The sequence below is a fragment of the Candidatus Nealsonbacteria bacterium genome, assembly GCA_026396195.1.
Lineage (GTDB): Bacteria > Patescibacteriota > Minisyncoccia > Minisyncoccales > JAGGXC01 > JAPLXH01.
The window spans coordinates 1-26,064 of sequence record JAPLXH010000013.1 but is presented as its reverse complement, the minus strand read 5'-3'; the positions used below and the strand labels follow the sequence as shown (position 1 = coordinate 26,064).

Sequence of the window (26,064 nt, the reverse complement as noted above, 5' to 3'; positions counted from 1 at the left end):
TCCTTTTTGAATATAAATGAAATTTAATATAATATAATTAAAAAGTCAACAAAAAAAAGACAATTTAGCTTATGAAAACAGAAATTATACTAGAAACTGTCCGCCATTCCCTTTCCCATATAATGGCCGCTGCGGTTCAGGAATTGTACCCAGGAGTCAAATTTGGAATTGGACCTGCTATTGAAAACGGTTTTTATTATGATTTTGCTTTGCCCTCCGAAGCTTTAGCGAAGGAGGGATTATCTCTGCCAAAAATTGAGTTAAAAATGAAAGAAATTATAAAAAAAGACGTTGTTTTCAAAAAGAAAAAAATATCCAAGAAAGAGGCAAATAAATTGTTCGCAAAAAAACCTTATAAGCTGGAGCTGATAAAGGAACTGAAAGAAAAAGAAATAAGCGTTTATCAAAGTGGAAATTTCATTGACCTCTGCAAGGGACCCCATGTTAAATCCTCTAAGGAAATTCCCCTGGACAGCTTCAAGCTAACAAAGCTGGCGGGCGCTTATTGGAGAGGAAGCGAAAAAAATCCGATGTTAACCAGAATTTATGGATTGGCTTTTGAAAGCAAAACAAAGCTGGACGAATATGTAAAGCTACAAGAAGAAGCCGAAAAAAGAGACCACCGAATTCTTGGCCAAAAACTGGAACTTTTTTTGATCGATGAGGAGGTTGGCGCGGGTTTGCCAATTTGGCTCCCTAAAGGCGCTATTTTACGAAAAATTATTGAAGATTATTTATATCAAGAATTAACGAATCAAAAATATGACTGGCTGTATACTCCTCATATTGGAAATCTAAATCTCTGGAAAACTTCCGGCCATTGGAATTTTTATAAAGAAAACATGTATTCACCGATAAAAATAGACGAGGAAGAATATTTATTAAAACCAATGAATTGTCCTTTTCATGTCAAAGCTTACAATTTTAAAATAAGAAGCTATCGCGATCTTCCTTTGTTTTTTGCAGAACTTGGAACAGTTTATCGTTACGAAAGGTCCGGAACTCTGCACGGTTTAACCAGGGTTCGCGGTTTTACACAAGACGATGCTCATACAATATGTACTCCAAAGCAAATGCCGGAAGAACTCGCAAATCTTCTTGAATTTGCGCTTAAAGTTCTTAAAACTTTTGGATTTGAAGAGTATACGATTTATCTCTCAACGAAACCGGAAAAATACGCAGGAAGCGACGAAAACTGGAAAAAAGCTACAGATACCCTAAAAAATGTAATTGAAAATCTAAAATTATCTTATAAAACAGACCCGGGCGGAGGAGTTTTTTACGGACCTAAAATTGATATTAAAATAAAAGATTCTTTGCAAAGAGAATGGCAATGCACAACAATCCAGTTCGATTTCAATCTCCCTGAAAGATTTAAAATGACTTACATTGATGAGAAGGGAAAAAAACAAGAACCTTTTATGATTCATCGGGCAATTTTGGGCAGCATGGAAAGATTTATCGGTGTCTTATTGGAGCATTACGCGGGCAATCTTCCCTTATGGCTTTCCCCTGTCCAAGTTTGGGTGGTGCCGATAGGCAGCGACCACCGGCAATACGCCGAGGAAGTTCAGAAAAAATTAAAATCTTTGGGCATTAGGACCGAAGCAAAAACTGAAGCTGAAACCGTGTCCAAAAAAATCAGAGAAGGAGAAATTCAAAAAATTCCTTATATTCTGGTAGTTGGCGACAAAGAAATTAAAGCGAATTCAGTGAGGGTTCGTCAAAGACAAAAAGGAGATATTGGAGAAATAAAATTTGATGAATTTATTGAAAAAACTATTTTAGAGATAGAAAAGAAAATAATTTTTTAAAATGAAATATTTTATCGTTACTTTCGGCTGTCAGATGAATGAATCAGACAGTGAAAGAATAGCTTCGGCCTTAAAAAAAGCTAAATATAAACCAGCTTCGAGAATTAACGAAGCTGATTTAATTGTGATTAATATGTGCTCGGTCAGGCAGGCAGCAGTAGACAGAGTTCTTGGAAAAATCATCGATTTTTCTAAATTTAAATTGCAAAATGCAAATTGTAAATTTCTTCTTACGGGTTGCATATCAAAAAAAGATGAAAAAAAATTTGAGAAATACTTTGATTATGTTTTGTCAATTAAAACATTAAACCTTTGGAAAGACTTTTTAAAAGAAGAAAAATGTTTTTACTATCCCCCGTCCCGCGATTCAAATTTTTGTGAAAAATTTACTAATCAATATTTAAAATTTAACCCTCATTCTTCAAATAATTTTTCGGCCTTGATACCTATTTCTGTGGGCTGTAATAATTTTTGCTCATTTTGCGTTGTTCCTTTTGCCCGGGGTCCGGAAATTAACAGAAACCACAAAGAAATTATAAAAGAGGCGAAAACCGCAATAAAAAAGGGGGCTAAAGAAATATGGCTGCTTGGCCAAAACGTAAATTCGTATAAATCCGCGAACATTGACTTCCCCGGATTGTTAAGAATGGTAAATAAAATTCCGGGTAACTTCTGGATTCGTTTTACCAGCTCCCATCCCAAGGATTTTTCCGATGAACTCATGGAAACTATGAAATCCTGCGAAAAAGTAACTGATTATTTAAATTTGCCCGTCCAAGCCGGCGACAATAAAATTTTGAAAAAAATGAACCGGCCTTATACAATTGAACATTATAAAAATTTAGTAAAAAAAATCAGAAACAAAATTCCGGATATTTGCTTATCCACCGATGTTATTGTTGGTTTCCCCGGTGAAACAAAAAAACAATTTGAAAATACCGTAAAACTCTTTAAAGAAATAAAGTTTGATATGGCTTACATCGCAAAATACTCCCCTCGCCCCCAAACCCAAGCCGAAAAAATGAAAGACAATGTTTCGAGCGAAGAAAAAGAAAAAAGGAAAAAAATTATAAATGAAATTCTTAAAAAAACCGCTTTAGAAAATAATAAAAAATACATCGGAAAAACAATTGAGGTTTTAATTGAAAAAGAAGAAAAAGGATTTTTAATCGGAAAAACTGAAAGCTATAAAACCGTGAGATTAAAAATTTCTAACAATTCGCCAGCCGGCGGACTTGTCGGCAAATTTATAAAAATAAAAATAACAGAAGCTACACCTTGGAGATTGAAAGGATAAGAAGTGCTTTACCTCCACTACTAATTTTTGGTGTGGGGAGTTTACAAAACTGATTATTTATTATAAAAAAGATACGGTACATTTTTAATTCAATATGGAGATGTAAAATATGGAAGAAAAAAAAGAACCAATGTTTAAATTGCCTAAAGAATTTAATATTATAGAAAAAGAAATCCAAGAATTAAGATGCGGCGAGAATCCTCATCAGAAAGGATGGTTTTTAAAATCTTATCCTTTAACAGACGAACCCTGTATATCGAACGCTATGCAAATCCAAATAGGAGAAAAAGAGTTTTCTTTCACTAACATTCTTGACGCCAATATAGCTATAGAATGTATAAAAGAATTCCCTGACAAACCGGCTTGCGTAATCATAAAGCATGCCACTCCTTGCGGAATAGCCCTTGCCGACACGTCACTCCAAGCCTGGGAAGACGCTTATACTACCGATACTAAATCTCCTTATGGCGGCATCGTCGCTTTCAATCGAACTCTATCGAAAGAAGTAGGCCAAAGACTTTCCAAACAATATCTTGAAGTAATTATTGCGCCGGATTATAGCCAAGAAGCCTTGTCGATATTCAGTTCAAAAAAGAAATTACGCCTTCTCGAATTACCAGGATTAGACAAGAAAATAAAAAGAAAAGGCTTAGAATTCAGAAGCGTTGTCGGCGGTTTTATTGTCCAGGAAAGAGATGTTAAGCCAAGTAACAAAAACGACTGGAAAGTAGTCACTGAAAATAAACCCGACGAAACGGACTTAAATTCTATGGATTTCGCAGTAAATTGCGTCAAACATATCAAATCCAATTCGGTTGTCTTCGTTAAGGGTACAAGAACGGTAGGGATCGGAGGTGGTCAGACTTCAAGGGTTGACGCGGTTCAGATCGCCACTCATAAAGGCGGCGATAATATCAACGGTTCCATAATGGCTAGCGACGCTTTCTTCCCGTTCAGAGACGGAGTAGACGCGGCGGCAGATTTCGGCGTTAAAATAATAGTCCAACCAGGTGGGTCTAAAAAAGACGATGAAGTTATCCGGGCGGCAAATGAACACGGAATTGCAATGGTTTTTACTGGTCAAAGATATTTCAGACACTAAAAATAATAACTGAGAAATAAATTTTTCTCAGCTTTTTTTTAGCTTAAGCTATAATAAAAAAGCTTTGGTTTAATAAATCCAAAGCTCTATTTTTAAAATTAGGTTACGATATCAGCCAATCTTTTTTGTTCCAAAGCGTGTTTAATCTCCAAGGCAATCCTTTGCCCGACACTCATCGGCCTGTTGTATAAATATTCGGAATAAGGCGTATATTTCGTTCCCGGAGAGCCTGGAATCCTCATGCTTATATCAAAACAGATAAATTTCTCTTTTGGGGGTCCCGGAACCAAAGCGCATTGAAGAGCAAATGATCCAATAATTCCTGGCGGATATTCTTGTCTCGCAACTCTTACAAATTTTTCTCCGAGTTCAAAAATTTGTTCAAGTAATGATTCTTTTACTGTACAAGAAAAATGTCCTGCTTCAATCATTTGAATTCCTCTGTGTCTCAGAAATTCATTTTGCTGCGGCGCTGAAAGCCTTAAAACTCCATCTAAATTTGTTTGTCTTCTTGTGTCTGTTCCAATTAATTCTAATTCGTTATTAATCACAGAATAAAAGAAATTCAAATTAACTGGTGTTCCAACAATAAATTCTTCAATCACTGCCTTCTCTAATGCTTCTTTGGTTATCTTCCCTTGCCTTATTAGTTTTTCTGATTCCTGCTTATATTCTTCTGGATTCGTCGCGGAAAAAAACGCTCGTTCATAAGTTCTTTGCGCTTCCGCAACTTTAACAAAAACCAATCTATCAATATCGTCAGGACTTTTATAAGTCTTTGGATAAGGAATTTCTCCCTTTTCCATCAGATAATATTGATTCCTTTCTGTGTCTGTGTCTCTCTCTTCTGCCCTGAGTATACTTCTCGAACCAAATAGTGGAATTCTAAATTCGTTCTCAATTTTTTCAAAGCCGACATAAACTTCAAAGGATCTATGAGGCATAAAAATTGTATTTTTCCTTTGTATCTCTTTAATAACTTCGGGGTTTATAATTTCAGAAAAATTATCTAAAATTATTGTTTCATCAACAACGCCCTTACCTTCTCTTATCTTATAATATTGGTCATAAGTTTTTTCTCTTCCCTTCTGACAGATAACAAGCGTATTAAAACCTTGCTGTTTTGCTCCGTGACAAATATCAAGCGCAGAATGAGAACCAATAACTCCTATTGTTATCTGCTTCTCATCATAACCTTCTAAAATTTCATCTATTTCTCCTTTTTTAATCATTTTTTCTTTTGACAAAGAGCATACCTCCTTGATATATTTATCTAACATAAGGCAGGAAATATGGCAAACGTTTATAATAAAAAATTAATTGTAATTTTAGGCCCAACTGCTTCGGGAAAAACGAAATTAGCATTGAAACTCGCAAAAAAATTTAAAGGGGAGATTGTTTCGGCTGACTCTCGGCAAATTTATAAAGAAATGAATATCGGAACAGCCAAGCCAACCAAAAAAGAAACAAAGAGTATCCCCTATTATTTAATAGATGTTATAAGTCCAAATGAAGATTTTAACGTTGCTCTCTATAAAAAGTTAGCCGTAGAAAAAATTATAAATATCCAAAAAAAAGGAAAAATCCCTTTTTTAGTCGGCGGAACCGGACTTTATATCTCTTCGATAACCGACAACATCTCCTTTCCTGTTGTTACTCCAGATAAAAAATTAAGAAAAAATTTAGAAAAAAAGACGGCTATGGAACTTTTTAAAATTTATAAAAAATCAGACCCTGAAGGTTCAAAATTGATTGATAAAAACAATAAAAGGAGACTCGTTCGGGCAATCGAAGTATGTAAAACAACAGGAAAATCTTTCTGGCAACAAAGAGAAAAACAAAAACCGATTTTTGATGTTTTGAAAATTGGAATAAAAATAAAAAAAGAAGAATTAAAAAAAAGGATTAAAAAAAGAACGGATGCAATGTTTAAGTCGGGACTAGAGAAAGAAGTAAAAAAACTCTATAAAAAATACTGCTTTCTTCCTGTTTTTCACACAATCGGATATCAGGAGTTTAAAGAATATTTTGAAGGAAAAACAAATAGAGAGGAAACAAAAAAATTAATTGAGCTCCATACTCTCCAGTTTGCCAAACGCCAAATGACTTGGTTTAAACAAAGTAAAAAAATCCTCTGGATAAAAAACCGGGAAGAAGCTGAAAAATTAATAAAAAATTTTTTAAGACAAAAAAAGAGCCAACCTTAAGCAGTTGGCTTTTACATTATACGTATTTTCACGGCTTATTGCTTCTATTTTTTGTTTGTTTTCTTCCAAAGATCGTCTTTCATTTTCTTTCCTGTTTTTTGTTCCCACTCTTTAATTGACATAGAATGCTTTGCTCGAATTTTTTCTCCCAATCCTAAACTATTGTAGGCGCAAAAAGGAATAATGCCTTCTTCGGTAGTGTAATGGATTACACAACTTTCTAAGCGTTCGAGATTCATATTCCAGATGTCTTGAAACCACATGCTCCCGATATAGATGTTCTTGTATTGAAATTCTTTTAGAGATTTGTAGGTACCACCCATAACTGTTTTGAACAGTAATTTAGACAACTTGAATCCTTTTGGAGCTTTCTTTTTGTCGATGTATTTAGAGATATTTCTCAATAAAGAAATTCCTATTCTGACTTTTCTAAAAAGACCGGTTGTCTTTGATTGTTCACTAATGAAATTCATCAACCCTTCAACATCCACGTATCTGGTTATCGGTATTAACTTTCCATTCTCTACGGCAACGTAAGTTGCTGCCCCACACATTGGATTTGCTGTAAATTCAACCTGTTTTTTTCCGGTAATACTCTCGTTAAGCTCTGAAATGGGAAAAACAAAAGGCACTGGATAAAAATCCTCTTTTTTAACTTGTCCTTCTAGTTCCTCTTCTAGTATCGCTATCATTTCTGCATAATCCACTCTTTCCTTCTTTCTTTGATCTTCAGAAATATTTTGGGATTTTCCGGCAAAAGCGATCGGCTGGAAATTAACGCCCCTGATCACATCAATGTTTTCAGCTGCAAATTTGACTATCAATCCCAGTTCGTGAAGATTCCGACGCATAACCACTGGAACAAGAATAATGCTAGTTATTCCCACTTGTCTTAGATTTTCTATGGCTTTTTTATTCTGTTCTATCCAGGGATTAGTTTTCTTAGAAACACCATCAAAACTTATATAGATGGTGTTTACACCAGCTTCCTTAACTTTCCGACAGTAATCCACCGACTCAGCCAATTTAATTCCGTTAGTATTGAGTTGAACGTGAGAAAAACCCACTTCTCTCGCTGTTCTGATAATCTCAAATAGATCCTCTCTGATGGTTGGCTCTCCCCCGGTTATCTGAATTGCTTTCGAAGGCACTGGCTTCTCCTTAATAACTTCTTCCATCATTTTCTTTAATTGTTCCAGAGATGGCTCGTAAATATATCCAGCTACACCAGCATTCATAAAGCAATAACCGCATCTTAGATTACACCTATTGGTTACCAAAAGGTTCGTCAAAATGGTTTGGGATTTATGTTTTGGATACAACCGTGTGTCGGGAAAAATCGAACTTTTAATCTCAACGTTTTCCACGCCGTGCCCCTCTTTTTTATATTTCATCCATTTGTAATAAAGCTGGGGATCACTAAACATTACATCCTTAAATGATCCGTGTTGCGGACAACTCTTAGTTATCCATATTTTGCCTTCATCTTCTATAATCTCGGCCTCTATTTTAATAGTTTTTCCATTCTTAAAACATTCCGGACAAATAGATTTAATTTTTTCTAAGTTTTCCATAACTTCACCTCTTTAATTTTTCAGGTACTGGTTTATTTTTATCCAATTGAAATCGTTTGTCAATAAAAGAAAAACGGCTCCAATGGCCGTTTTTCTTTTGATTTTGCTTTTGATATCAATGCTATTTTTCCCTTTTTATCACAAAATCGGCAACTTCTTTCAAGATATCGTTCCATTTGTTTTGAGGCAAGGATTCAAGAGCTTTTTTAGCTTTGTTTATAAATTCCTGGGCTTTAGCCGAAGAGATTGAAAGAGCATTGGTTTTTTTTATCATTTCCAAGGCCTTTTTTAATTCTTCATTTTTTACATTACCCTTTCTTATTATTTCCAAAAAAATTTTTTTGTCTTCGGAAGAAAATTCCCGAAAAGCAAAAAGAATAACAATGTTGCCGAGTTTTCCTTCAGCTATATCCTGTCCTTTTCTTTTGCCAAATGATTTCTGGAAACCGAAAATATCCAAAATGTCATCCTGAATCTGAAAAGCTATCCCCAGGTTTAAACCGTACTCTTTTATTACTTCCAAGTTTTTTTCTTTGGCACCGGAAATCAAAGCCCCGATTTCGCAACTTGTCTGAACCAAAATAGCTGTTTTTTTGGAAACCATTTCAAAATAATCTTGGTCAGTCACTTTGTCGTAGCGATTTTGTTTAATATAAGGCTCGTTGCTCCGCCCCGATTGTTCAAATAAAATATCCAGTATTTCTCCGTCAACCAAAACTTTCATGCTTTTTGCCAAAAGCTCTGAAATTTCTATCGGCTTTTTCGAACGATTAGCCCCTTGGAAAACAGCGGCTGCATAATCAATGCTTATACATTCGGCAGTAGATTTTCCCAATTTAAACCAACAAGTCGATGTTTTCCTTCTTAAAATGCTTTTATCAACAATATCGTCAATTATTAAGCTATAATTGTGTAAAATTTCTAAACTGGCAGCCGGATATAAAATATCCTCAATTTTACCTCCGAACATTTGGCAAACAGCCAAAGCCAAGGCCGGCCTTAATCTTTTCCCGCCGGTGGAAATTTGATATCTGACGGCTTCTTTGTTTTTCCCGTCAATATAAGAAAAAAGAAGTTCCTCTATTTTAGGTTCAACTTTTTGAGAAGAATCTGCCAAAAAATCGCTTAATTCTTTAAAATTCATAAAATTATTTTTTCAGTTCCTCCTCTATTCTTAATAATCTGTTATATTTTTCCACTCTCTCCCCTCGGGCCGGAGCGCCGGCTTTTATAAAATCAGCGCCGATTCCGACGGCTAAATCGGAAATAAAAGAGTCGAAAGTGTCTCCAGAACGGTGGGAAACTAAAATTTTCCAACCGTAAAATTTTGCCAATTTTGCCGCTTCCAAAGTTTCGGTTACGGTGCCCACTTGATTGGGTTTAATAATCATTCCAGAACAGGCCTTTTTTTCTTCGGCTATTTTCATTCTTTCTAAGTTTGTCGTTATTAAATCGTCCCCTAAAATGAATATTTTTTTCTCGATAGACCTTGTAATACCGGCAAACCCATCAAAATCCTCTTCGGCAAAAGGGTCTTCGATAAATAAAATCGGGAAGTCCTGAATTTCTTTTTTATAAAAATTCAAAAATTCTTTTGAAGTCAGGCTTCTGCCTTCAAAATTATATTTTTTATTCTTATAAAACTGAGTGGCGGCCACGTCCAATCCAATTTCCGTTTTTTGGAAATAACCTGATTTTTTTATCGCCTCCATTATCAAACTTAAGGCTTCTTCGCTTTTATTCAAAGGCGGAGAAAACCCGCCTTCGTCTCCCAAATTAATCGATGATTCTTTGAATTTTTCTTTTAAAATTCCTTTTAAAACATGATAAATTTCTGAAGCTTGCCTCAAGTTTTCAACAAATGACCCTGCTCTTGGCAAAATCATAAATTCCTGAACATCTAATTCGCTTCCGGCATGGGCGCCGCCGTTAATAATATTAAAACAGGGCTGGGGTAAAACAGATTCAGGCAATACCTGATTTTTATATTCAAAATTAAAAATTTGGGAAATATATTGAAAAAGAGAGATTCCCTTGGCTTTGGCCCCGGCTCGGCAAACCGCCATGGAAACCGCCAAAATAGCGTTAGCTCCCAATCGGGCTTTGTTTTTCGTACCGTCCAGCTTTAACATTAAATAATCAATTTCTTTTTGCTGAGTTGCTTCTTTGCCTTCTAATTTTTCAGCCAAAACCTCATTCACGTTTTTTATGGCTTTCAATACTCCCTTGCCGTGATATCGCTTCCCGCCGTCTCTTAATTCTTTAGCTTCATTCCTGCCCTTGGAAGCTCCGGAGGGAACCGATGATTGGAAAATACCATCCTGCGTTACCAAGTCAACCTCAATAGTGGGGTCCCCCCGCGAATCCAATATTTCCCTGGCTTTAATTGATTTAATTTTTGACATCGTTTTTAATTTTAATTTTAAATTCTTTTATCTTATCTTTAAAAGTTTTATTTTTTTCTTGGTAATGGCCGAACCTGTAATTAAAAATATCAGATTTTACTCCGCCGAATAAGGCGAAATAAAAAGCGCAAATTGCATATTTAACCGACATCGTTAATCGGCCGTCTTTATCCAATCTTCTCATTGATATTGGAATCTTAATTTTTTCTAAATATCTGAATTTCCCTATTTCAGCCGCCCTGTTTATATAATCAAAATCTTCGTTTATTTTTATTTCTTCATTAAAACCGTTGATTTTTTTATGAATTTCTTTTTTTATAATAATGCAATGGCCGGGAGCCTGGGGAAGGAAAAATTGAGTTATCTTCAAATAAGCGTTGGCAGTTCCGTAAATAATGAAATCAATGTCTTTGTCGCTCAGGGGTTGGGAATAACAACCAGCAACGTCCAATTCCCTGTGTTTAAATTCTCTCAAGGACTCTTCCAGAAATTCTTTCGGCAAAACCACGTCCGAATCCAAAAAAACTAAAATATCGCCCTTAGCGACTTCGGCCCCCCTGTTTCTTCCGACTGGCGGCAAACCGCCTTTAATTACCTTGCATCCCCAAAGTCTGGCTACCTCTTTTGTTTTATCTTTTGAATTTGCATCGGAAACAATCACCTCAAAATCCTGAAAAGTTTGGGTCCTCAAAGATTCTAAAAGCAAAGGCAAGAGCTTTTCTTCGTTAAAAGCGGGAATTATTACAGACAGCATTTATCTTTTTAAAAAATTATTTTAATTTTAATTTCTTTATTTTCTTTTCTATGTCTTCCAAATTTTCATTGTAATGAGCAAAGGGATAATTAAAAATGTTTTTTTTAATTCCACCGAATAGCAAGAAATAAATCGTGCAAGCCAAATATTTTAAAGACAATCCCAGCCTCCCTTCTTTATCCAGCCTTCTGACGGAAATTGGAATTTTGGCTGATTTTAAAAATCTTCCTTTTTCTTTTTTTGACGCTCTTTGGGCATAGTCAAAATCTTCGTTTAGTTTCATCTCTTCGTTGAATCCTCCTATTTCTTGGTGTATTTTTTTCTTAACGAAAATACAATAACCGGCGACCTGAGGAATAAAAATCTGAGTAAGCCGTAAATAAAAATTGGCGATTCCATACAACACAAAATCTATAAGCTTCTCGCTCAGAGGCAAAGAATAACAACCTGCCAAGCCAAGATTCCTTTCTTTAAATTCTTTTATGGTTTTTTCTAAAAAATCTTTTGGCAAATAGACATCCGCATCGAAAAAAACCAAAATATCGCCCTTGGCAGCTTCTGCTCCCCTGTTTCTGGCAAAAGACGGCAAACCGCCTTTTACTGTTTTACAGCCCCATTCTTGAGCTATTTTTAAAGTTTTGTCTTTAGACCCGGCGTCGGAAACAATCACCTCAAAATCCTGAAAAGTTTGGTTTTTTAAAGATTCTAATAAAAGGAAAAGGTGCTTTTCCTCGTTTAAAGTGGGAATAATTATGGATATCATTGATTGTCTTTGTTTTAAAAAAAGTAAAAAATCGTTTATAATTGATAAAATATATTGTATATAGTTAACAAAGTATATTGTATATAATTAATATAGTATAATATAATAATATAACAAAATCAAAATGAAAATTGGCTTTTTTACTGATTATTATTTGCCTTCCGCCGCCGGAGTTACGGTTTCCATAGAAACCTTCAGAAAAGAAATGGAAAACAGGGGCCACGAGGTTTTTATCTTCGCTCCAGCTTCAAAAAATTATAAAGACAAAAACCCGAATGTCTACAGGTTCAGAGCCTTGACCCTTTCCAAAACAAGAGACCTTTATCTTGCTTTGCCTTTTTTACCGGGAAGCCGCAAAATTCAAGAAATTTTAAGTTTAAAATTAGACGTAATTCACGCCCAATCTCCTTTCAGTCTGGGATTTTTAGGAAAATACATTGCAATGAGGCAAAAAATTCCCTTTATCTACACCCATCACACTCACTTGGAAGAATACGCTAAGTTTTATCTTAAAGAAAACTTCTTCACCCCCTCTTTGGCTAAAACTTGGACGACTTTTTTCTGTAATCTATCCAGTTCTATCATTACTCCTTCAGAAAAAATAAAAAAAGTTTTAAAAAATTACGGAGTAAAAAAGGAAATTTCTGTTCTTCCGACCGGCGTTGATTTAAATGTTTTTAAAAAATCATTAAAGCAAAGGGCGATTTTAAGAAAAAAACTAAACATTGACGAGAAAAGTAGGGTTTTAATGTTTGTCGGCAGAATGGAAGCTGAAAAAAATCCTTTATTCTTGGTGGAGGCCTTAAAAGAAGTTTTAAAGAAAAAAAACAATGTTTTCTTGATAATGATAGGGACGGGACCTTACGAAAAAAAAGCCAAAGAACTGGCTGAAAAATTAGGCATAGAAAAATTCGTAAAATGCACGGGCCGGATTCCTTACGAAGAAATTCCTTCTTTTTATCAAGGCTCCGATATTTTCAGTTTTGCGTCTTTAACGGAAACCCAAGGTATTGTTGTTTTGGAAGCGGAAGCCGCCGGGTTGCCAGTCGTGGTTTTGGAAGATGATGTTTTTGCGGGAATAATCAAGGACGGGAAAAACGGCTTTATAATACAAAAACAAAAACCAGAGGTTTTTGCCGATTCTATATTGAAAATTCTTGAGGATAAAAAATTATATAATAAATTTTCCGAAGTTTCCCAAAAAATTGCCAAGTCCTTTTCTAAAGAAAAACAAGCTAAAAAATTATTGGATATTTATAAAAAATCATTGAAAGACCATGAAAACAATAACCATTCTCGAATTTCAAAATTGATAAATTTTCTCGGCAAGGTAAAATCCCTAATCAGATAATTTTTCATTCTCCAAGGAAACTCTATTTTTTTAAATAATCATAACAAGAAAGAGCGGCCTTAGCTCCTTCTCCCGCAGCTATTATCATTTGTTTGAAGAGAATACAGGTTACATCGCCGGCGGCAAACAATCCCGGCGTTTTAGTTTCATTTGTTAAAAGATTAATTTCGATCTCTTTTTTTTCGTTAAAATTTACCAATCCTTTGGCAAAATCAGCCGCCGGCTCCCAGCCAATTTGAATAAAAACTCCGTCTAAAAAAATTTCCCTTAACTTTTTATTGTTTTGGTCTTGGTAAATAACCGACTTTACAAAATTTTCCCCTTTTATCTCTTTAATTTGAGCCGATAAAATTATTTCTATTTTATTATTTTTTTTAATTTTTTCTTGGTTAACTTCATCGGCTTTCAGTTTTGAAGAAAATTCTAAAATATAAACTTTTTTAGCATATTTTGTCAGCTCCAAAGAGGCCTCAATTCCGCTGTTTCCGCTGCCTGCCACTGCAACGGTTTTTTCTTTAAAAAATGGGGCGTCGCAAATAGTACAGTAAGATACGCCGCGACCGACAAATTCTTTTTCTCCGGGAACACCCAAAAATTTGGGCTTGGCTCCGCTTGTAATAATAACGCTCTTTGCCGAATATTCTAAATTTTTGGTTTTAATTTCAAAAAAATCTTTGTTCTTTTTAAGTCCAATTACGCTTTCTTCGTCTATTTCAATTTTAAATTTTTCCAAATGTCTTTTAAGCACTGCCGCAAGCTCTGCTCCTTCAATCTGCTCAAATCCGGGATAATTTTCAACCAAAAGAGCTTTTCCCGTTTGTCCGACAAAGTCTTTGGAAAGCAATAAAGTATTTATTTTCTTTCTTGCAGCATAAATTCCTGCGGTAATGCCCGCAGGACCTCCTCCAATAATAACTAAATCATATATGTTTTTCATATATTAAAAAAAGAGTTCTTTTGTTAAAAACGGACATGTATAATTATCAAATCTATCTTATGAATCAATGCAAAACCTTGGATATGACTTCAATTAAATCAGTGGTTAGCATTGATTCTTTTTTTGATTTGGCCGCTAATTCACCGGCCTTGCCGTTAATGAAAGCTGCGGCCTGGGCGGCCAAAAAAGGATCGAATCCTTGAGCTAAAATGGAACCCGCTATGCCCGCCAAAGCGTCTCCGGTGCCGCCAATACTCATGTAAGGGCTTCCGGTATTACTTAAAGCCGTTTCCTTGCCGTCAGAAATTATATCAATTTTCCCTTTCAATAAAATGGTAATCCCCAAATTTCTGGCTTGTTCTTGGACTACTTCTATTTTTTCTTCAATAGGAAGTCCTTTTATTTCTTTGCCGGTTAAAATAAAAAACTCAAAACTGTGGGGGGTGATTAAGAATGGCTTTTTTGAAATTAATTCCGGACAATCGGCTATCGCGTGAATGGCGTCGGCATCAATGACGGCTGGTATTGAAATTTGAGAAAGATAATCCTTGATTACTTTTTTAGTTTCTTCGCTCCGACCCGCTCCCCCGCCAATTACAACCGCAGTTTTCCCATGAGAAACAATTTTAGCCGATTCAGTCATGGAAATTAAAGTAGACAAATGTTTTTCCGTCAAACACTTTCCTTCTAAAGGATAAGCGGCCAAGTCCGGTCCGAAAGAAGCGATTATATCAGCTGCTCTCCTGGGAGCAATTACGTAAGCCATATCCGCTCCGGCCCTCAAGCCGGCCAAAGCCGACAAAGCTGGAGACCCGGAATAAAATTCCGAACCGCCGATTACCAGAAGTAAGCCGTAATCGTATTTTTTTGCTTCGGGCGGTCTTTCCTTATAAATTATTTTTAAAATATCCTTTGTTACGTTTATCATAATATTTATATTTCTTTTATAAGATCTTTTAGTTTGGGACCGAATTCCGGATGCTTGGAGCAAAGATAAAGAAAAGAATAAATCCAAGAGCTTTTCGTGCCGCATTCAAGCCATTTTCCGTCAAATTCATAGCCATAAATCATTTTACCATCATCCAGCATTTTGCCCAAAGCTTCAGCCAGAATTATTTCTTTTTTTGAGTTGGGAGAAGCCTTTTCCAGATAAGAAAAAACTTCGGGAGTTAAAATATATCTACCTACGATAGCCAGGTTAGACGGGGCTGATTTTTTATCCGGTTTTTCTATAATTTTTTTCACTTTATAAAGACGGCTTGAAATTTTTTCAACCTCCACTATTCCGTAATTGGAAATTTTGTCGTCTAAAACTTTTTTCAAACCGATAATCGGGGCCTGCGATGTCCGAAAAATATTGGTTAATTGTGAAAAACAAGGAATTTTAGAATCAATTATATCATCGGCAAAAAAAACACCGCAAGGATCTTTTCCTATCAGTTTTTTTGCCTGCAAAATAGCATGACCGTCACCCAAAGGCTTTGGCTGAGAAACCGATAAAAAAGAAATTCCTTTTGAAACTTCTTTGATTTTCTGCAGCTCTTTTAACAGGCTTTCTTTGTTTCTGCTTTTTAAGGTTTTTTCAAGCTCCGGATTCTCTTTAAAATAACTCAAAATTTCTTTTTTCTTCGGACTAACAATAAAAATAATCTCCTGGACCCCGGAAGCTTTGGCTTCTTCGATGATATATTGAATTGCCGGTTTATCCACCAAAGGGAAAAGTTCTTTGGGAATAACGGTAGAGAGGGGCAAAAATCTTGTCCCCAGGCCGGCAATGGGAATTATGGCTTTTTTTATCATATTTTTTATTATTTATTTTTCTTTTTTTTGTTTTCAAAAATTTTAATTTTTTCCCTCCAAGGGCTCCGGCGGAGAAAAGCGGGTATGTCCCATTTTTCTTCTTCGGCTAACCTTTTACCCTCTTCTTTTTCGGTAGCTTTTTTAACATCCAGGGCGCTCAACCTCTTGTTTTCCTCTTTTTTCTTTATTGTTTTCTTCGGTTTTTCAACCCTTTTTTCAATTTTAATTTTAATTTCTTTTTTGGTAATGATTTTTTCTTTAATTTCAGGAAGTTCTTTTGGGATTTTTCTTTTTTTTGTCTTTTTTTCTTTTTTTACAGAGGGCGTTTCTTTTTTTAAAATTTTGTTATTCTTGTCATCGCCTACCACCAAAAGCGTTAAACCGATTTCTTGTTTGTTTTGAGGCAAAATTTGAGAAACGCCGAAAATAATTTTAGAATTTCTATTCAAATCAGCTATGCTGTTGCAAATTTTTTCAACTTCAGTCATTTTTAAATTCTGGCCGCCGGAAATATTAAATAAAATTCTTTTTCCCGAAACGATATTAAAATCAATTACGGAAGAATTAAAAATTTGTTTAACAACCTCGTCTGCCCTGTTGGGGCCTGAAGCTTGAGCCGAATTAAAATAAATTTTTTCACCGCTGCCGTCTAAAATAGATTTAAAATCGGCAAAATCAATATTGATAAGCCCCGACTCAAAAATAAGATTTATCAGGGCCGATAAATTTTCAGCTAAAATTTTATTTAAAGACTCGAAAGCCTTGTCTAGGGAAGTGTCTTTATCGATGATTTTGAAAATTTTTTGGTTATGAATAATTAAAAAACCGTTCAAGTTCGGTTTTATTTTTTCCAGGGCCTCTCTAGCTGTCTCCATTTTTCTTTATCCTTCAAATTTAAAAGGAAGGGTAAAAATTCCCAAATTAATGCTTTTTGACTCTTTGGAAACTTCGGTAAAAACAGGCGTCGCTCCGGAGCCGGTTCCCCCGCCAAGACAAGATACAAAAATACAAAAATCCTGGTTCTTTAAAGCTCTTTTAATTTTTTGTTTTTCTCTTTGAGCGGCCAATTCTCCCAGTTTTACATCAGCCCCGGTCCCCAACCCTCCGGTCAACTCTTCTCCGAACTGAAACTTATGAACATTTTTGGAAACTTTTCTCAAAGCCTGGGAGTCGGTATTGGCTGCTAAAAAACTGACTTTTTTTATTCTTTTGGCCAGCTCCGAAACAACCGAACCGCCGCCGCCGCCAATTCCAATTACTTTAACTTTTGTATTTTTTAGTAAAAATTTTTCAGCCATGTTTTTGGATTAAAACTTTCTTATTCCGATTATTTTCGTTTAAAAAATTCTTTAACGCTTTTAATGATATATTTTACTTCTTCATCTTTTAACTCCGGATAAATTGGCAACCTGACACTATTTAAAGCAAGCTTATCGGTCAAGGGAAGATCAAAATGGTCGAGTCCGAGTCCTTTTAATTTATAATTGGGGGTCGTATCTCTTATCAGAAGTTCTATTCCTTTCTTTTCCATAAATTTTCTAAATTTATAGATATTGGGCATATTGAGAATATACTCCTGGTAAATCTGTCCCGCGTACTGAACAGGAAGTTTTAAACTTTTAATTCCTTTCAGTTCTTTGTTATATTGCATCGCAATATTTTTTCTTCTTTTCAATATCCAATTAAGATACTTAAATTTTACATTAAGAATTGCTGCTTGAACATTATCCAATCTGGAATTCCAACCCCAATCCATTATTTTCGGTTGCTTTGGCTGATATCCTAATAAAGATAATTGGTTAATATTCCAATGATTCCTTAACAATAATAATTTTTTATAAATATCTTTCCTGTTTGTAGTTATCCCCCCGCCATCTCCATAGCACCCCATTAATTTTGCTGAAATAAAACTAAAACATCCCGTGTCTCCAATGCTACCCGCCTTCTTTTTATTGTATATCGCCCCTAATGCCTGACAAGCATCTTCTATTACGGCTAACTTATATTTTTTGGCAATTTTCATTATTTCGTCCATTTCGCAAACTTTTCCCGACAAATGAATAGGCATAATCGCTTTGGTTTTTGGAGCAATAACTTTCCTTATCTGGCTGACATCCATCAGGCCATCGTCTTTTACGTCAATAAAAATAGGAATTGCCCCGCAGTGGATAATAACCTGTATTGAAGCGATAAAAGTATGGGATACGGTAATTACCTCATCCCCTTTTCCTATCCCCAATGCTTTTAAAGACAAAAAAATGGCGTCTGTCCCGCTATTAACGCCTACAGCATATTTTGTTCCGCAAAATTTAGCGAGAGTCTTTTCAAATATTTCCACATCTTTTCTAAGGACAAAGTCTCCCTGGCTGGCACATTTTTGGAATGCTTTATTTATTTCCGCTTTGTGCGCCTGATAATATCTCCTATAGCTTGAATTGATAAAATTTACTTTGTATTTCATTTAGTTTGTTAATAATTTTTTAACCTCCTTCTTTATTATTTTCATCTCAAATTATCGATTTGTCAATAAAAAAAGAGGTTTTTAACCTCTATATTGTGAAAGAATTTGTCTTATTTCCTCTTCTTTTTCTATATTTTCGACAACTTTCTCTATTTTACGTTTGGTATAATCATAGAAAAAGGTAACTTTCTGGAATTTTTCAAGTAATGTTCTTATTTTTGAAAGGTCGGAAGAAGGAACATGGCTTAAATCTTCTTTATATAAGCCAGCTATTTTCAAAAATTGATCTTCCTTGTCTTTATCCATTACTTTTTGGCCAGAACGAAGAGGATAATACAATTCTTTAATCTTCTCAATCGCCTTTTTGTGGACTAAGTTTATTCTGTCGTAAATCATTCTCGCAAGATAAAATTCTTTATCCCCGATTATGTAAAATTCTATAAAACCTTTTGTCCTTTCGCTACTTATAATTATCAGTTCCAGATCAACTAATCTTTCTACTTCTTGTGATATTACTTTCTCGGAAAATTTTTCTTTGAGGCACTCCACTAATTTTTCTTTCCAAATCGGCGATTTTTTGATTTCTGTACATTCGTAAATTTTTGCCAAGATCTGAGATTCAATAGAATCTATCTCTCCTCTTATTTCTTGTTTAATCCAAACATACATTGTCGTTCCGAAAGCCCACAATAAAAAAATCACAATTATGGTATTTCTTATTATTTCTCCAGGACCTGGCATTAGCTGTGGCACAAAAATATACAATGCCAATAATATTGCAGCTATCAGTAAAAATATGCCCAAAATAAGATTTTTTAATGGACTCATTTTTTCTACCTCCTATATCTTTTTATCTTAAATCAGTAATTTGTCAAACAAAAAAAGGTACAAAAAAGTACCTTATTTAGAAATCAAAAAATTCTTTACCCCTATAGATAATCGTATAGCTCCTGCGAAAAACAAAATCATTCCTATTATAAAAAATACTTCCGCCAGATCGATTCGCAAAGGAAAAATTATAATTAAAAAAAGTATCATATAATTTCCAAGCGCTATTATAAACAATCCGGGGAAAACCTTAACTATCATGCCTTCTTTCGTTCTTCTGTTTATTTTTTCTTCTCTAATTTTCGTCCAAAGAAATACGCTAAGTTCTACGCCAGTAATTAAAATTACAGCGTATAAAAATAAAAGAACTGAATCCATAATTTAGCCTCCTTCCATACATTACAATAAGTCACTAATTTGTCAATCTAAAAAACCCTTTGTCCGTCCGTAACTTTAGTGAAGGAGGAGCCTATTTGGCGATAAATAAAAAAGAGAAAGAATTTTTTTCAATCTCTTTTACTTCTAATGTTTTAGGGAAACAACTCTCTTGCTTTTTCGTAAAATTTAGCTTCAATCTTTCTTTTAAATGGAGCTGCCACTAAAGGTATTTTCGCTTCAACTATAATTAAGTTGTCTTCTATTATTACCTCGCCAGAAACAAAAAAACCTTTGACTTTAAACAGAAAAACTAAAGTATTCCCTTTCCATTCTTTTCTTAAACCAGAGACTTGATCTTTATATTTTCCTAAAGCTTCTTCTATCAAATTGTCCGCTTTTTCCTTAATCTTAGCAGATAATAAGCTAGTTTCGTGCCTTAAATAAATTTTTGACAATTTTATACCTCCTTCATATTACGAACTGTTTCTAATATTATTATTTCTATTCGGAAAGTCAAGTCCAAACAAAAACCGCCTGATTAGCGATTTTTATTTTTAGATACTACGAATTGAAGTGCACATTCGCGCTGCTGCGCTCAGTACCTCGGCCCTTCGTCGACCTACGCCTCACTCGTCGGGACAAAATGCGGTACATTCGTCACTTCACTCCTCAGTACTTTTTTCTTTTTTATATATTTTACGAATGAGCGAAAAAAGCTGCAGGGCTTGGACGACGTTAGGCTCGCCCATAGGGCTTATGCCCGAGGGTCTCGCCCGTAGGTTGTAGCCAACGGGCTACGGCCGAGGGAACCTGTTTGGCGAAAGTTTAAATAAAAAAAGCTCGAAATTTATTATTTATTAAAATTTTGAGCTTATAGGGTTATTGTTTTTTTGAACAATTGAATGGTCTTGATTAGGTGTTTACGAAGTACTAATACTGATAATAAAAGAATTATTATCAGGGTTGGCACGGGAAATGATAAAAAAAATATAACCACTAAAAACCCGGCCATTATTACTAAAAATGCAATGTCTGAAAGCAACGTTAAAACCATTACAGCGTCCCATATGTCCAATGCCTTGGTTCGTATTATTACAAATGCAATAATATAAACCAATATTATCCCGACTATTACATATAATATGTCCAAACATTCTCACCTCTTTATGATAAATATCACATTATTTTAAAAAAGTCAAATCAAAAAACCGCTTATTTGACGATAAATAAAAAAACCTGCTTTTACAGGTTATATTTTTGCTTCTTGCTTTTCGGCGATTTTTACCCAATTCCAAGCTGTTTTTATGTCAATTTTCAATTTATAATGATACTCCATAAACTCAGCGATTCTTCTAAAGGTATATCCTGATTTTCTCAGAATTAAAGCTATTTTACATTTATCCAGAGTTCTTTTTTTGGTTTTAGTTTCTTCGTGATTGAACAAACTAAGTCTGCCGCATTTTCTGCACAATAAACACTGCACCTTTACACCTTTTATTTTCTGAAAACCATGTTTCACCACGTTATTAGAATCACACCATTTGCACTTTGCATTGTTTTTCATAATCCAAATGTGGCAACTGACATGTTTCAAGAAAAAATGTTTCGGTACTCCTTCCTTGCAATATCTGCATGTTTCATATCTTATTTTCCTTAATTTCATTCCGCATTTATTCATTCTTTTGCGAAGAGGCTCAACTGGGATATTAACGATTTTTGAAATTTCTTTCACTGTTTTATCTTCCTCATAATAAAGAACTCTAGTTTGCATTTCGTTAAATCTTTCATCATATTTTTTCATCGTCATCCTCCTTTTTAAAAAGAACTTTTATTCTATAAAACTAATAGATTATCTTGAGAAAGTCAAACCAAAAAACCGCCTTATTGGCGATTTTCGGGCTTCCCTATCGATGCGCTTTGCCCGTCCGAAGTTTTAACGTAGGAGGGTCTCGGTCAGGGATTATTTTTGCTAATTTCTTTTATTTTAAAAAATCAAAAACATCCATATTTATGATCTTTTGCTTTATTATTCTACCACTTTCTATGTGCCATCCACCACTAGGACATTTTTCAAAAAATTTTACTTTGACTACATTATTATTAAAGTCATGGCCTTTTGCCTCTTTCTTATCGATGCTATGCTTCCCACATTTACAGTGTTCTATTTTATAATTCAGTTCCCGATGTTCACCGCCGCAATGATGAACTTCGTGCTTTTTCTTTTCATGGTGAATATGATGAAATAAAACTAATATCTGATTCATTGCCATAATTATAACATATTGCTTTTTTGAAAAAAAAAGCGCCTTCTGACGCTTTAATTATATTAGTGTTGCCGTATTAAATCCTAATTTTTTTCTCTTTATAACTTCTGAAGGAAGGTATTCTTTAGCAATATCTCTTAAGGGAATTTTACTTCTATCGTGGCTAGTTCTTTCTTCGACTGGTATTCGAGTGATATATTCTACCACTCTTTTCTGTAAATAGGGAAAAATTACAGAAATTCCGAAGTGACTTGCTGTGTTTTCAAGAGGCCGAAGATGATTACCTTTTAAGTGAGACCAGTAATCTTCAAACGCTTTGATTTTGTCTGTTTTTTCTTTGGCTCCTCTGTGATCCCAATAACCACCCAACAGTTCATCAATTCCGTCATGACTAATAAGACTAATAGGACGATAATTATTAAGTCCTGTAATAAATTGACATATCAAGAATACACCTAAGTCTCCAGATCTATAAATGTCGGTCTTGTAGTTGTTCTTAAACAGATCCCTAAACACACGTCTCGCCTTTCTTATCTCTTGGATCTTTGGAATAAGCTCATAATGAATAGAGTTAAAAACCTTAGAAACTTTCCTTGCAAAAATTATATCTGGATTTCTTTCACTGCCTCCAATCGTGTAAGTATAAATTGAACAGTCAGGACCAGTTATTTTTCTAATCAAAGCTAAGCAAAAAGAAGAATCTAACCCTCCCGATAAAGTGGTGTGTATTTCTCCGTTATTATCTTTTAAGCATTGACGCGCACAAGTCTTTACCGAGTGAAACAAGATAGCTTCTAGTTTTCGAAGGCTCCATCTATGATTCTCTCTATCAATTATTGGCATGTTGATAACTTCTCTCCAGTTGTTAACAAAATTTATCTTTTCATTATTCAATTTTAAAAACCTCCTTTATCTTTCTACTCCAAAACACTAATTTGTCAAATAAAAAAGAGGGCTCAGGTTTATTACCTCATAGCCCTTTATATTTTTTTATTCGGAAATAGTTATCATTCGCCAATAGATAGGCCACTGGCCCCCACGCGACGAGAAGAAAGCTGTTATTTTTTCATCTCTTGGAGCTATAATATCGTTTAAAGCTGTTTCTAATCGTTCACGCTCTACGGCGCCTTTTCCAATTATAGCACCACCTACGTGACCCATTTTTCCTTCTGCGCCTTCAATACTTACGCCCGATTTATCTATTTCTAAATCATAGACATGATACTTCTTCATTTATTCACCTTTTTTTATTATAATTAATAATTTAAATATGTCAAACAAAAAAACTACCTTACTGGTAATTAATAAAAAACTTTGATTATATATTTATTAAAATTTTCTTTTAATTGACAAGCAATAAATTTATTGTTATAATAAGACTACGAGAAATAGAAATATTTCTTGTAACCAAGTAATCTTGGCTATAATAGAGGTGAAAAATTGGAAGAAAAAAAAGTAAGCGCAAACTTGGGAATATATCTTGGGATTTTGAATCCAGCCGTTGGAAGTCTTTGTTTAACGAGACGAGATGTAGAACACTCGATAACCTCGGGCAAATCATATAAGGGTTGTTATGAATTGACAGGTGGAGCTGTTCTGAAAGCGAAAAATCCTTCCTATGACCATCCGTACAAAGAACTAGTAAGGTTGATCGAGAAAAAAATAGGACCAAAAATTTTGTCTGGAGGACCAAAAACGTTGTCTGTTTTTGGACTGCTTCCTTCATACATGATGCTCCTCAAAAAAACAGATGGTACTTATGATCTTGCAACGGTAATACCACTAGAAATTCCTCTCCATCCCTGGGTGGGAGAACAAAGGTGGGTTTCAACAGCAGAATTAAATAAACTGGCAAGAGAATTCGTGGAGGCAGATCCCAAAAAAGAGATCGAAGGCAAGGGGCTTCTTTCTGGCTATGGAAAGCGAATGCACTGTATGTCCTTGGCGGCACTCACCTTCAGCTCAAACCGCAATAATGTAAGACTAGCCAAAAAAACTCTTGCTAAGATCCAAAAAAGCTGGTAATTCCCTCTCTCTAAAGCTCAGTCCTAAAAAACGATTGAGCTCTTTTATTTTCTCACAGCGCCTTCTTTTTATATTTTTTCAAACCAAAAAACCCTTTGTCCGTCCGTAACCTTAGTGAAAGAGGAGCCTGATTGGCGACAAATAAAAAGCACTGTTAGATTGACAGTGCTCTACGGTTTCTTGATTTCAAAATCGACGATAGATGATTGAAAAAGTTGATACAGTTCTTTTACGAGATCTTCAGCGCTTTTTCCTTCTTGTTTAAATAATTCTTCTTGCTCCTGAAATTCTTCTTGCTTCTGATTTCTTAGTTTTTTATTTTTCAATGGTCCATTCTCAAAATCAAACAAACTTTTTTTGAAACTTTTGATTTTAGTTCTAAAAATTTCTTCGTTATCTTCGTCTAATCCTCTTATTATCTCCAACTGATGATTCTTAAAGTGTAAATTAATCTCTGCATTTCTTCCGCATCCTTCATAGGAACCCGTCCAAGCAAATCCAATTTCTTCTGTATATTCTTTAGGATCGCTCAAAGCAAGAGCTGTAGCCTCCAAATCACGCATTCCATTTTTATCGTGAAACCAGTGATTTTTCCAAAAAACATTTAATTCAAGCCATCTTTCATAATAGAATTTAATCTCGCTGTCCTCACAAACATTTTCGACTTTTCTTCTATATTCAAAGTTCGGCGGACGACTATCACTGGAACAACCCACATGAAAAAAGCATACACAATTAGGCACTAACTTCTCTATAAAAAGGAGGATGGGTCCTTTTTTAATAGATAGGGTGAAGCTTTTTTTCTCTTGCCACCCTCTAGATTGAATTATATTGGCTAAAGCTGAAGAACAACGATCAGAAATTTCGAATTCTATCAATTCTTTTTCGTTATTCATTTGTTAAAACCTCCTCTGTCTTTTTACTCTAATTCACCAATTTGTCAAATAAAAAACTCTTTGTCCGTCCGTAATTTCAACGAAAAAGAAATGATAGAACCTGTTTAGTTTCTTCTTTCTAAAAACTTTATGTAATACTCTTTTGGTTTAGAGTATTTTTCTTTCAATTTTGAAAAATCGGAATCTATTTCAGATATTCTTTTTAAGGTCTTGCCCTCTAAAAATAAGGGGTCTACTACTCGCGATTTACATGAAGCGTTTAAATCATAATCGTCTTTGCTGCCATATTTGTATTCAAATTTATTATTAGCCCTATCAATTAATAGCTTTAAATTATCGTCTTTGTCTACCATTGATTTTATCTTTGTCCAAACTTCCTCGTCAGTAGTGAATAAATCATCTTTAGTAAGTATCTTCTTATCAATGGCATATTTTACTAAATCCGCTGTGGTTCTAAACATCACTGCTGTTTCTAATCCTGATCAAAACCAGTTGTTTATCTCCAAGAATAAATATGCATATTTTTTAGCTAATTCTTTTTCTTTAAAAACCCAGAAATTATTAACAATTATCAAATTGTTTATAAATTTATCTATTTCTTTTTGCGTAGCCTTGCCGGTTACTTTTAATTCTCTCAAGAAATAATCTATTCTATCGGCGCATAAATCGGGCAACTCCTTTTCTTTTAATGGAAATCTTGAATCATCTAAAATATCCTTGTAGTTAATTTTATACTTATTAAGGATCTCAGGAATTTCTGATTTTTCAATAAATTCTTCTAGACAATCATCTTGAAAATTTTGCCTATCTCCAGAACCGTTACTAAAAACATAATCTACTACGTGAGAAAAAACAGTATGAGAAACATCGTGAAGTAATCCTGCTATCTGTTCTAATAACGAAGTTTTAAATTTTTTAAGTAAAATAAAAACTCCGAGCGAGTGTTCAAATCTACTATAGGCAGTGCCGGGAAAATATGGTTCAAAATAACCGTGCTGATCTACACCCTTCATTCTTTGTATGCTCGAAGATTCTATTAAATCTAAAATGGCTAGTTCGTTTATTTCGATTGTTCCATAAATTCTATCTTGGTATTTCATATTTTTTATCTTAACATAAAAACCGCCTAATTGGCGATTTGTTTTTGCTGCGGGGCTTGGACTCGAACCAAGATAGACAGCTCCAAAGGCTGTTGTCCTACCATTAGA

29 protein-coding genes are annotated in these 26,064 nt (G+C 34.6%); 6 read left to right on the top strand and 23 right to left on the bottom strand.

Features of this window, described 5'->3' with window-relative positions; translation table 11 throughout:
• Positions 1-71 precede the first annotated feature (71 nt).
• From thrS to NTU58_04420, 3 genes are all read left to right on the top strand, one after another.
• A complete protein-coding gene (gene thrS / locus NTU58_04430; GenBank protein MCX6764917.1) occupies positions 72-1,814 on the top strand; it encodes a threonine--tRNA ligase in 1,743 nt (580 codons plus the stop codon).
• A gap of 1 nt (position 1,815) precedes the next feature.
• Positions 1,816-3,111: a tRNA (N6-isopentenyl adenosine(37)-C2)-methylthiotransferase MiaB gene (miaB, locus tag NTU58_04425; protein ID MCX6764916.1), complete on the top strand. Its 1,296-nt coding sequence runs from the start codon at positions 1,816-1,818 to the stop codon at positions 3,109-3,111.
• A 109-nt stretch (positions 3,112-3,220) separates the two neighbouring features.
• Positions 3,221-4,213, top strand: a complete 993-nt coding sequence (locus tag NTU58_04420; protein ID MCX6764915.1) for a hypothetical protein — start codon at positions 3,221-3,223, stop codon at positions 4,211-4,213.
• Between the two features lie 98 nt (positions 4,214-4,311).
• Here the strand turns inward: NTU58_04420 and NTU58_04415 are convergent, their stop codons facing one another.
• Positions 4,312-5,460: a DUF1297 domain-containing protein gene (locus NTU58_04415; GenBank protein MCX6764914.1), complete on the bottom strand. Its 1,149-nt coding sequence runs from the start codon at positions 5,458-5,460 to the stop codon at positions 4,312-4,314.
• Positions 5,461-5,505: 45 nt separating this feature from the next.
• Here NTU58_04415 and miaA point away from each other — a divergent pair, with 45 nt between their 5' ends.
• Positions 5,506-6,420 carry a tRNA (adenosine(37)-N6)-dimethylallyltransferase MiaA gene (gene miaA / locus NTU58_04410; protein MCX6764913.1) on the top strand — a complete coding sequence of 305 codons (915 nt, stop codon included), beginning with the start codon at positions 5,506-5,508 and terminating at the stop codon, positions 6,418-6,420.
• A 44-nt stretch (positions 6,421-6,464) separates the two neighbouring features.
• Here the strand turns inward: miaA and NTU58_04405 are convergent, their stop codons facing one another.
• From NTU58_04405 to NTU58_04385, 5 genes are all read right to left on the bottom strand, one after another.
• Positions 6,465-7,994, bottom strand: coding sequence for a radical SAM protein (locus tag NTU58_04405; GenBank protein MCX6764912.1), 1,530 nt, complete (start codon positions 7,992-7,994; stop codon positions 6,465-6,467).
• A 121-nt stretch (positions 7,995-8,115) separates the two neighbouring features.
• The gene (locus NTU58_04400; protein MCX6764911.1) at positions 8,116-9,138 is read right to left on the bottom strand and encodes a polyprenyl synthetase family protein; all 1,023 of its coding nucleotides are present in this window, start codon (positions 9,136-9,138) and stop codon (positions 8,116-8,118) included.
• Between the two features lie 4 nt (positions 9,139-9,142).
• Positions 9,143-10,399: a phosphopyruvate hydratase gene (gene eno, locus NTU58_04395; protein MCX6764910.1), complete on the bottom strand. Its 1,257-nt coding sequence runs from the start codon at positions 10,397-10,399 to the stop codon at positions 9,143-9,145.
• Positions 10,386-11,153 (bottom strand): glycosyltransferase, encoded by a 768-nt coding sequence (locus NTU58_04390; protein ID MCX6764909.1) that lies wholly within the window; start codon positions 11,151-11,153, stop codon positions 10,386-10,388. The genes eno and NTU58_04390 overlap by 14 nt, the downstream gene beginning before the upstream one ends.
• A gap of 16 nt (positions 11,154-11,169) precedes the next feature.
• On the bottom strand, positions 11,170-11,916 hold the full coding sequence (locus NTU58_04385) for a glycosyltransferase (protein ID MCX6764908.1): 747 nt from the start codon (positions 11,914-11,916) through the stop codon (positions 11,170-11,172).
• A gap of 124 nt (positions 11,917-12,040) precedes the next feature.
• Between NTU58_04385 and NTU58_04380 the strand changes: the two genes are divergently transcribed.
• Positions 12,041-13,267, top strand: a complete 1,227-nt coding sequence (locus NTU58_04380; GenBank protein ID MCX6764907.1) for a glycosyltransferase — start codon at positions 12,041-12,043, stop codon at positions 13,265-13,267.
• A 22-nt stretch (positions 13,268-13,289) separates the two neighbouring features.
• On the opposite strand, the gene NTU58_04375 is transcribed toward NTU58_04380, so the two are convergent.
• The 14 genes from NTU58_04375 to NTU58_04310 form a co-directional block, all read right to left on the bottom strand.
• The gene (locus NTU58_04375; GenBank protein MCX6764906.1) at positions 13,290-14,204 is read right to left on the bottom strand and encodes an FAD-dependent oxidoreductase; all 915 of its coding nucleotides are present in this window, start codon (positions 14,202-14,204) and stop codon (positions 13,290-13,292) included.
• Between the two features lie 64 nt (positions 14,205-14,268).
• Positions 14,269-15,132 (bottom strand): NAD(P)H-hydrate dehydratase, encoded by an 864-nt coding sequence (locus NTU58_04370; GenBank protein MCX6764905.1) that lies wholly within the window; start codon positions 15,130-15,132, stop codon positions 14,269-14,271.
• Between the two features lie 5 nt (positions 15,133-15,137).
• A complete protein-coding gene (locus NTU58_04365; protein ID MCX6764904.1) occupies positions 15,138-16,004 on the bottom strand; it encodes a sugar phosphate nucleotidyltransferase in 867 nt (288 codons plus the stop codon).
• An 8-nt stretch (positions 16,005-16,012) separates the two neighbouring features.
• Positions 16,013-16,879 carry a hypothetical protein gene (locus NTU58_04360; GenBank protein MCX6764903.1) on the bottom strand — a complete coding sequence of 289 codons (867 nt, stop codon included), beginning with the start codon at positions 16,877-16,879 and terminating at the stop codon, positions 16,013-16,015.
• A gap of 6 nt (positions 16,880-16,885) precedes the next feature.
• Positions 16,886-17,302, bottom strand: coding sequence for a hypothetical protein (locus tag NTU58_04355; GenBank protein MCX6764902.1), 417 nt, complete (start codon positions 17,300-17,302; stop codon positions 16,886-16,888).
• A gap of 29 nt (positions 17,303-17,331) precedes the next feature.
• Complete coding sequence (locus NTU58_04350; GenBank protein MCX6764901.1) at positions 17,332-18,465, bottom strand: DegT/DnrJ/EryC1/StrS family aminotransferase; 1,134 nt, start codon at positions 18,463-18,465, stop codon at positions 17,332-17,334.
• 81 nt (positions 18,466-18,546) lie between these two features.
• Entirely contained in the window at positions 18,547-19,293 is a 747-nt protein-coding gene (locus NTU58_04345; protein ID MCX6764900.1) for a hypothetical protein, read from the bottom strand.
• A gap of 72 nt (positions 19,294-19,365) precedes the next feature.
• Positions 19,366-19,671, bottom strand: a complete 306-nt coding sequence (locus NTU58_04340; GenBank protein ID MCX6764899.1) for a hypothetical protein — start codon at positions 19,669-19,671, stop codon at positions 19,366-19,368.
• A 152-nt stretch (positions 19,672-19,823) separates the two neighbouring features.
• Entirely contained in the window at positions 19,824-20,126 is a 303-nt protein-coding gene (locus NTU58_04335) for a polyhydroxyalkanoic acid system family protein (GenBank protein ID MCX6764898.1), read from the bottom strand.
• A gap of 416 nt (positions 20,127-20,542) precedes the next feature.
• A complete protein-coding gene (locus NTU58_04330) occupies positions 20,543-20,821 on the bottom strand; it encodes a hypothetical protein (protein ID MCX6764897.1) in 279 nt (92 codons plus the stop codon).
• A 99-nt stretch (positions 20,822-20,920) separates the two neighbouring features.
• On the bottom strand, positions 20,921-21,472 hold the full coding sequence (locus NTU58_04325; protein ID MCX6764896.1) for a hypothetical protein: 552 nt from the start codon (positions 21,470-21,472) through the stop codon (positions 20,921-20,923).
• 178 nt (positions 21,473-21,650) lie between these two features.
• A complete protein-coding gene (locus NTU58_04320; GenBank protein ID MCX6764895.1) occupies positions 21,651-21,941 on the bottom strand; it encodes a hypothetical protein in 291 nt (96 codons plus the stop codon).
• A gap of 51 nt (positions 21,942-21,992) precedes the next feature.
• A complete protein-coding gene (locus NTU58_04315) occupies positions 21,993-22,829 on the bottom strand; it encodes an asparagine synthase-related protein (protein MCX6764894.1) in 837 nt (278 codons plus the stop codon).
• Positions 22,830-22,925: 96 nt separating this feature from the next.
• Positions 22,926-23,168 carry a hypothetical protein gene (locus NTU58_04310; GenBank protein MCX6764893.1) on the bottom strand — a complete coding sequence of 81 codons (243 nt, stop codon included), beginning with the start codon at positions 23,166-23,168 and terminating at the stop codon, positions 22,926-22,928.
• A 207-nt stretch (positions 23,169-23,375) separates the two neighbouring features.
• Between NTU58_04310 and NTU58_04305 the strand changes: the two genes are divergently transcribed.
• Positions 23,376-23,960, top strand: a complete 585-nt coding sequence (locus tag NTU58_04305) for a hypothetical protein (GenBank protein MCX6764892.1) — start codon at positions 23,376-23,378, stop codon at positions 23,958-23,960.
• A gap of 170 nt (positions 23,961-24,130) precedes the next feature.
• On the opposite strand, the gene NTU58_04300 is transcribed toward NTU58_04305, so the two are convergent.
• The 3 genes from NTU58_04300 to NTU58_04290 form a co-directional block, all read right to left on the bottom strand.
• Positions 24,131-24,856 (bottom strand): hypothetical protein, encoded by a 726-nt coding sequence (locus tag NTU58_04300; protein MCX6764891.1) that lies wholly within the window; start codon positions 24,854-24,856, stop codon positions 24,131-24,133.
• A 104-nt stretch (positions 24,857-24,960) separates the two neighbouring features.
• Positions 24,961-25,317, bottom strand: coding sequence for a hypothetical protein (locus NTU58_04295; protein MCX6764890.1), 357 nt, complete (start codon positions 25,315-25,317; stop codon positions 24,961-24,963).
• 21 nt (positions 25,318-25,338) lie between these two features.
• Positions 25,339-25,956, bottom strand: a complete 618-nt coding sequence (locus NTU58_04290) for an HD domain-containing protein (protein ID MCX6764889.1) — start codon at positions 25,954-25,956, stop codon at positions 25,339-25,341.
• Between the last annotated feature and the right edge of the window lie 108 nt (positions 25,957-26,064).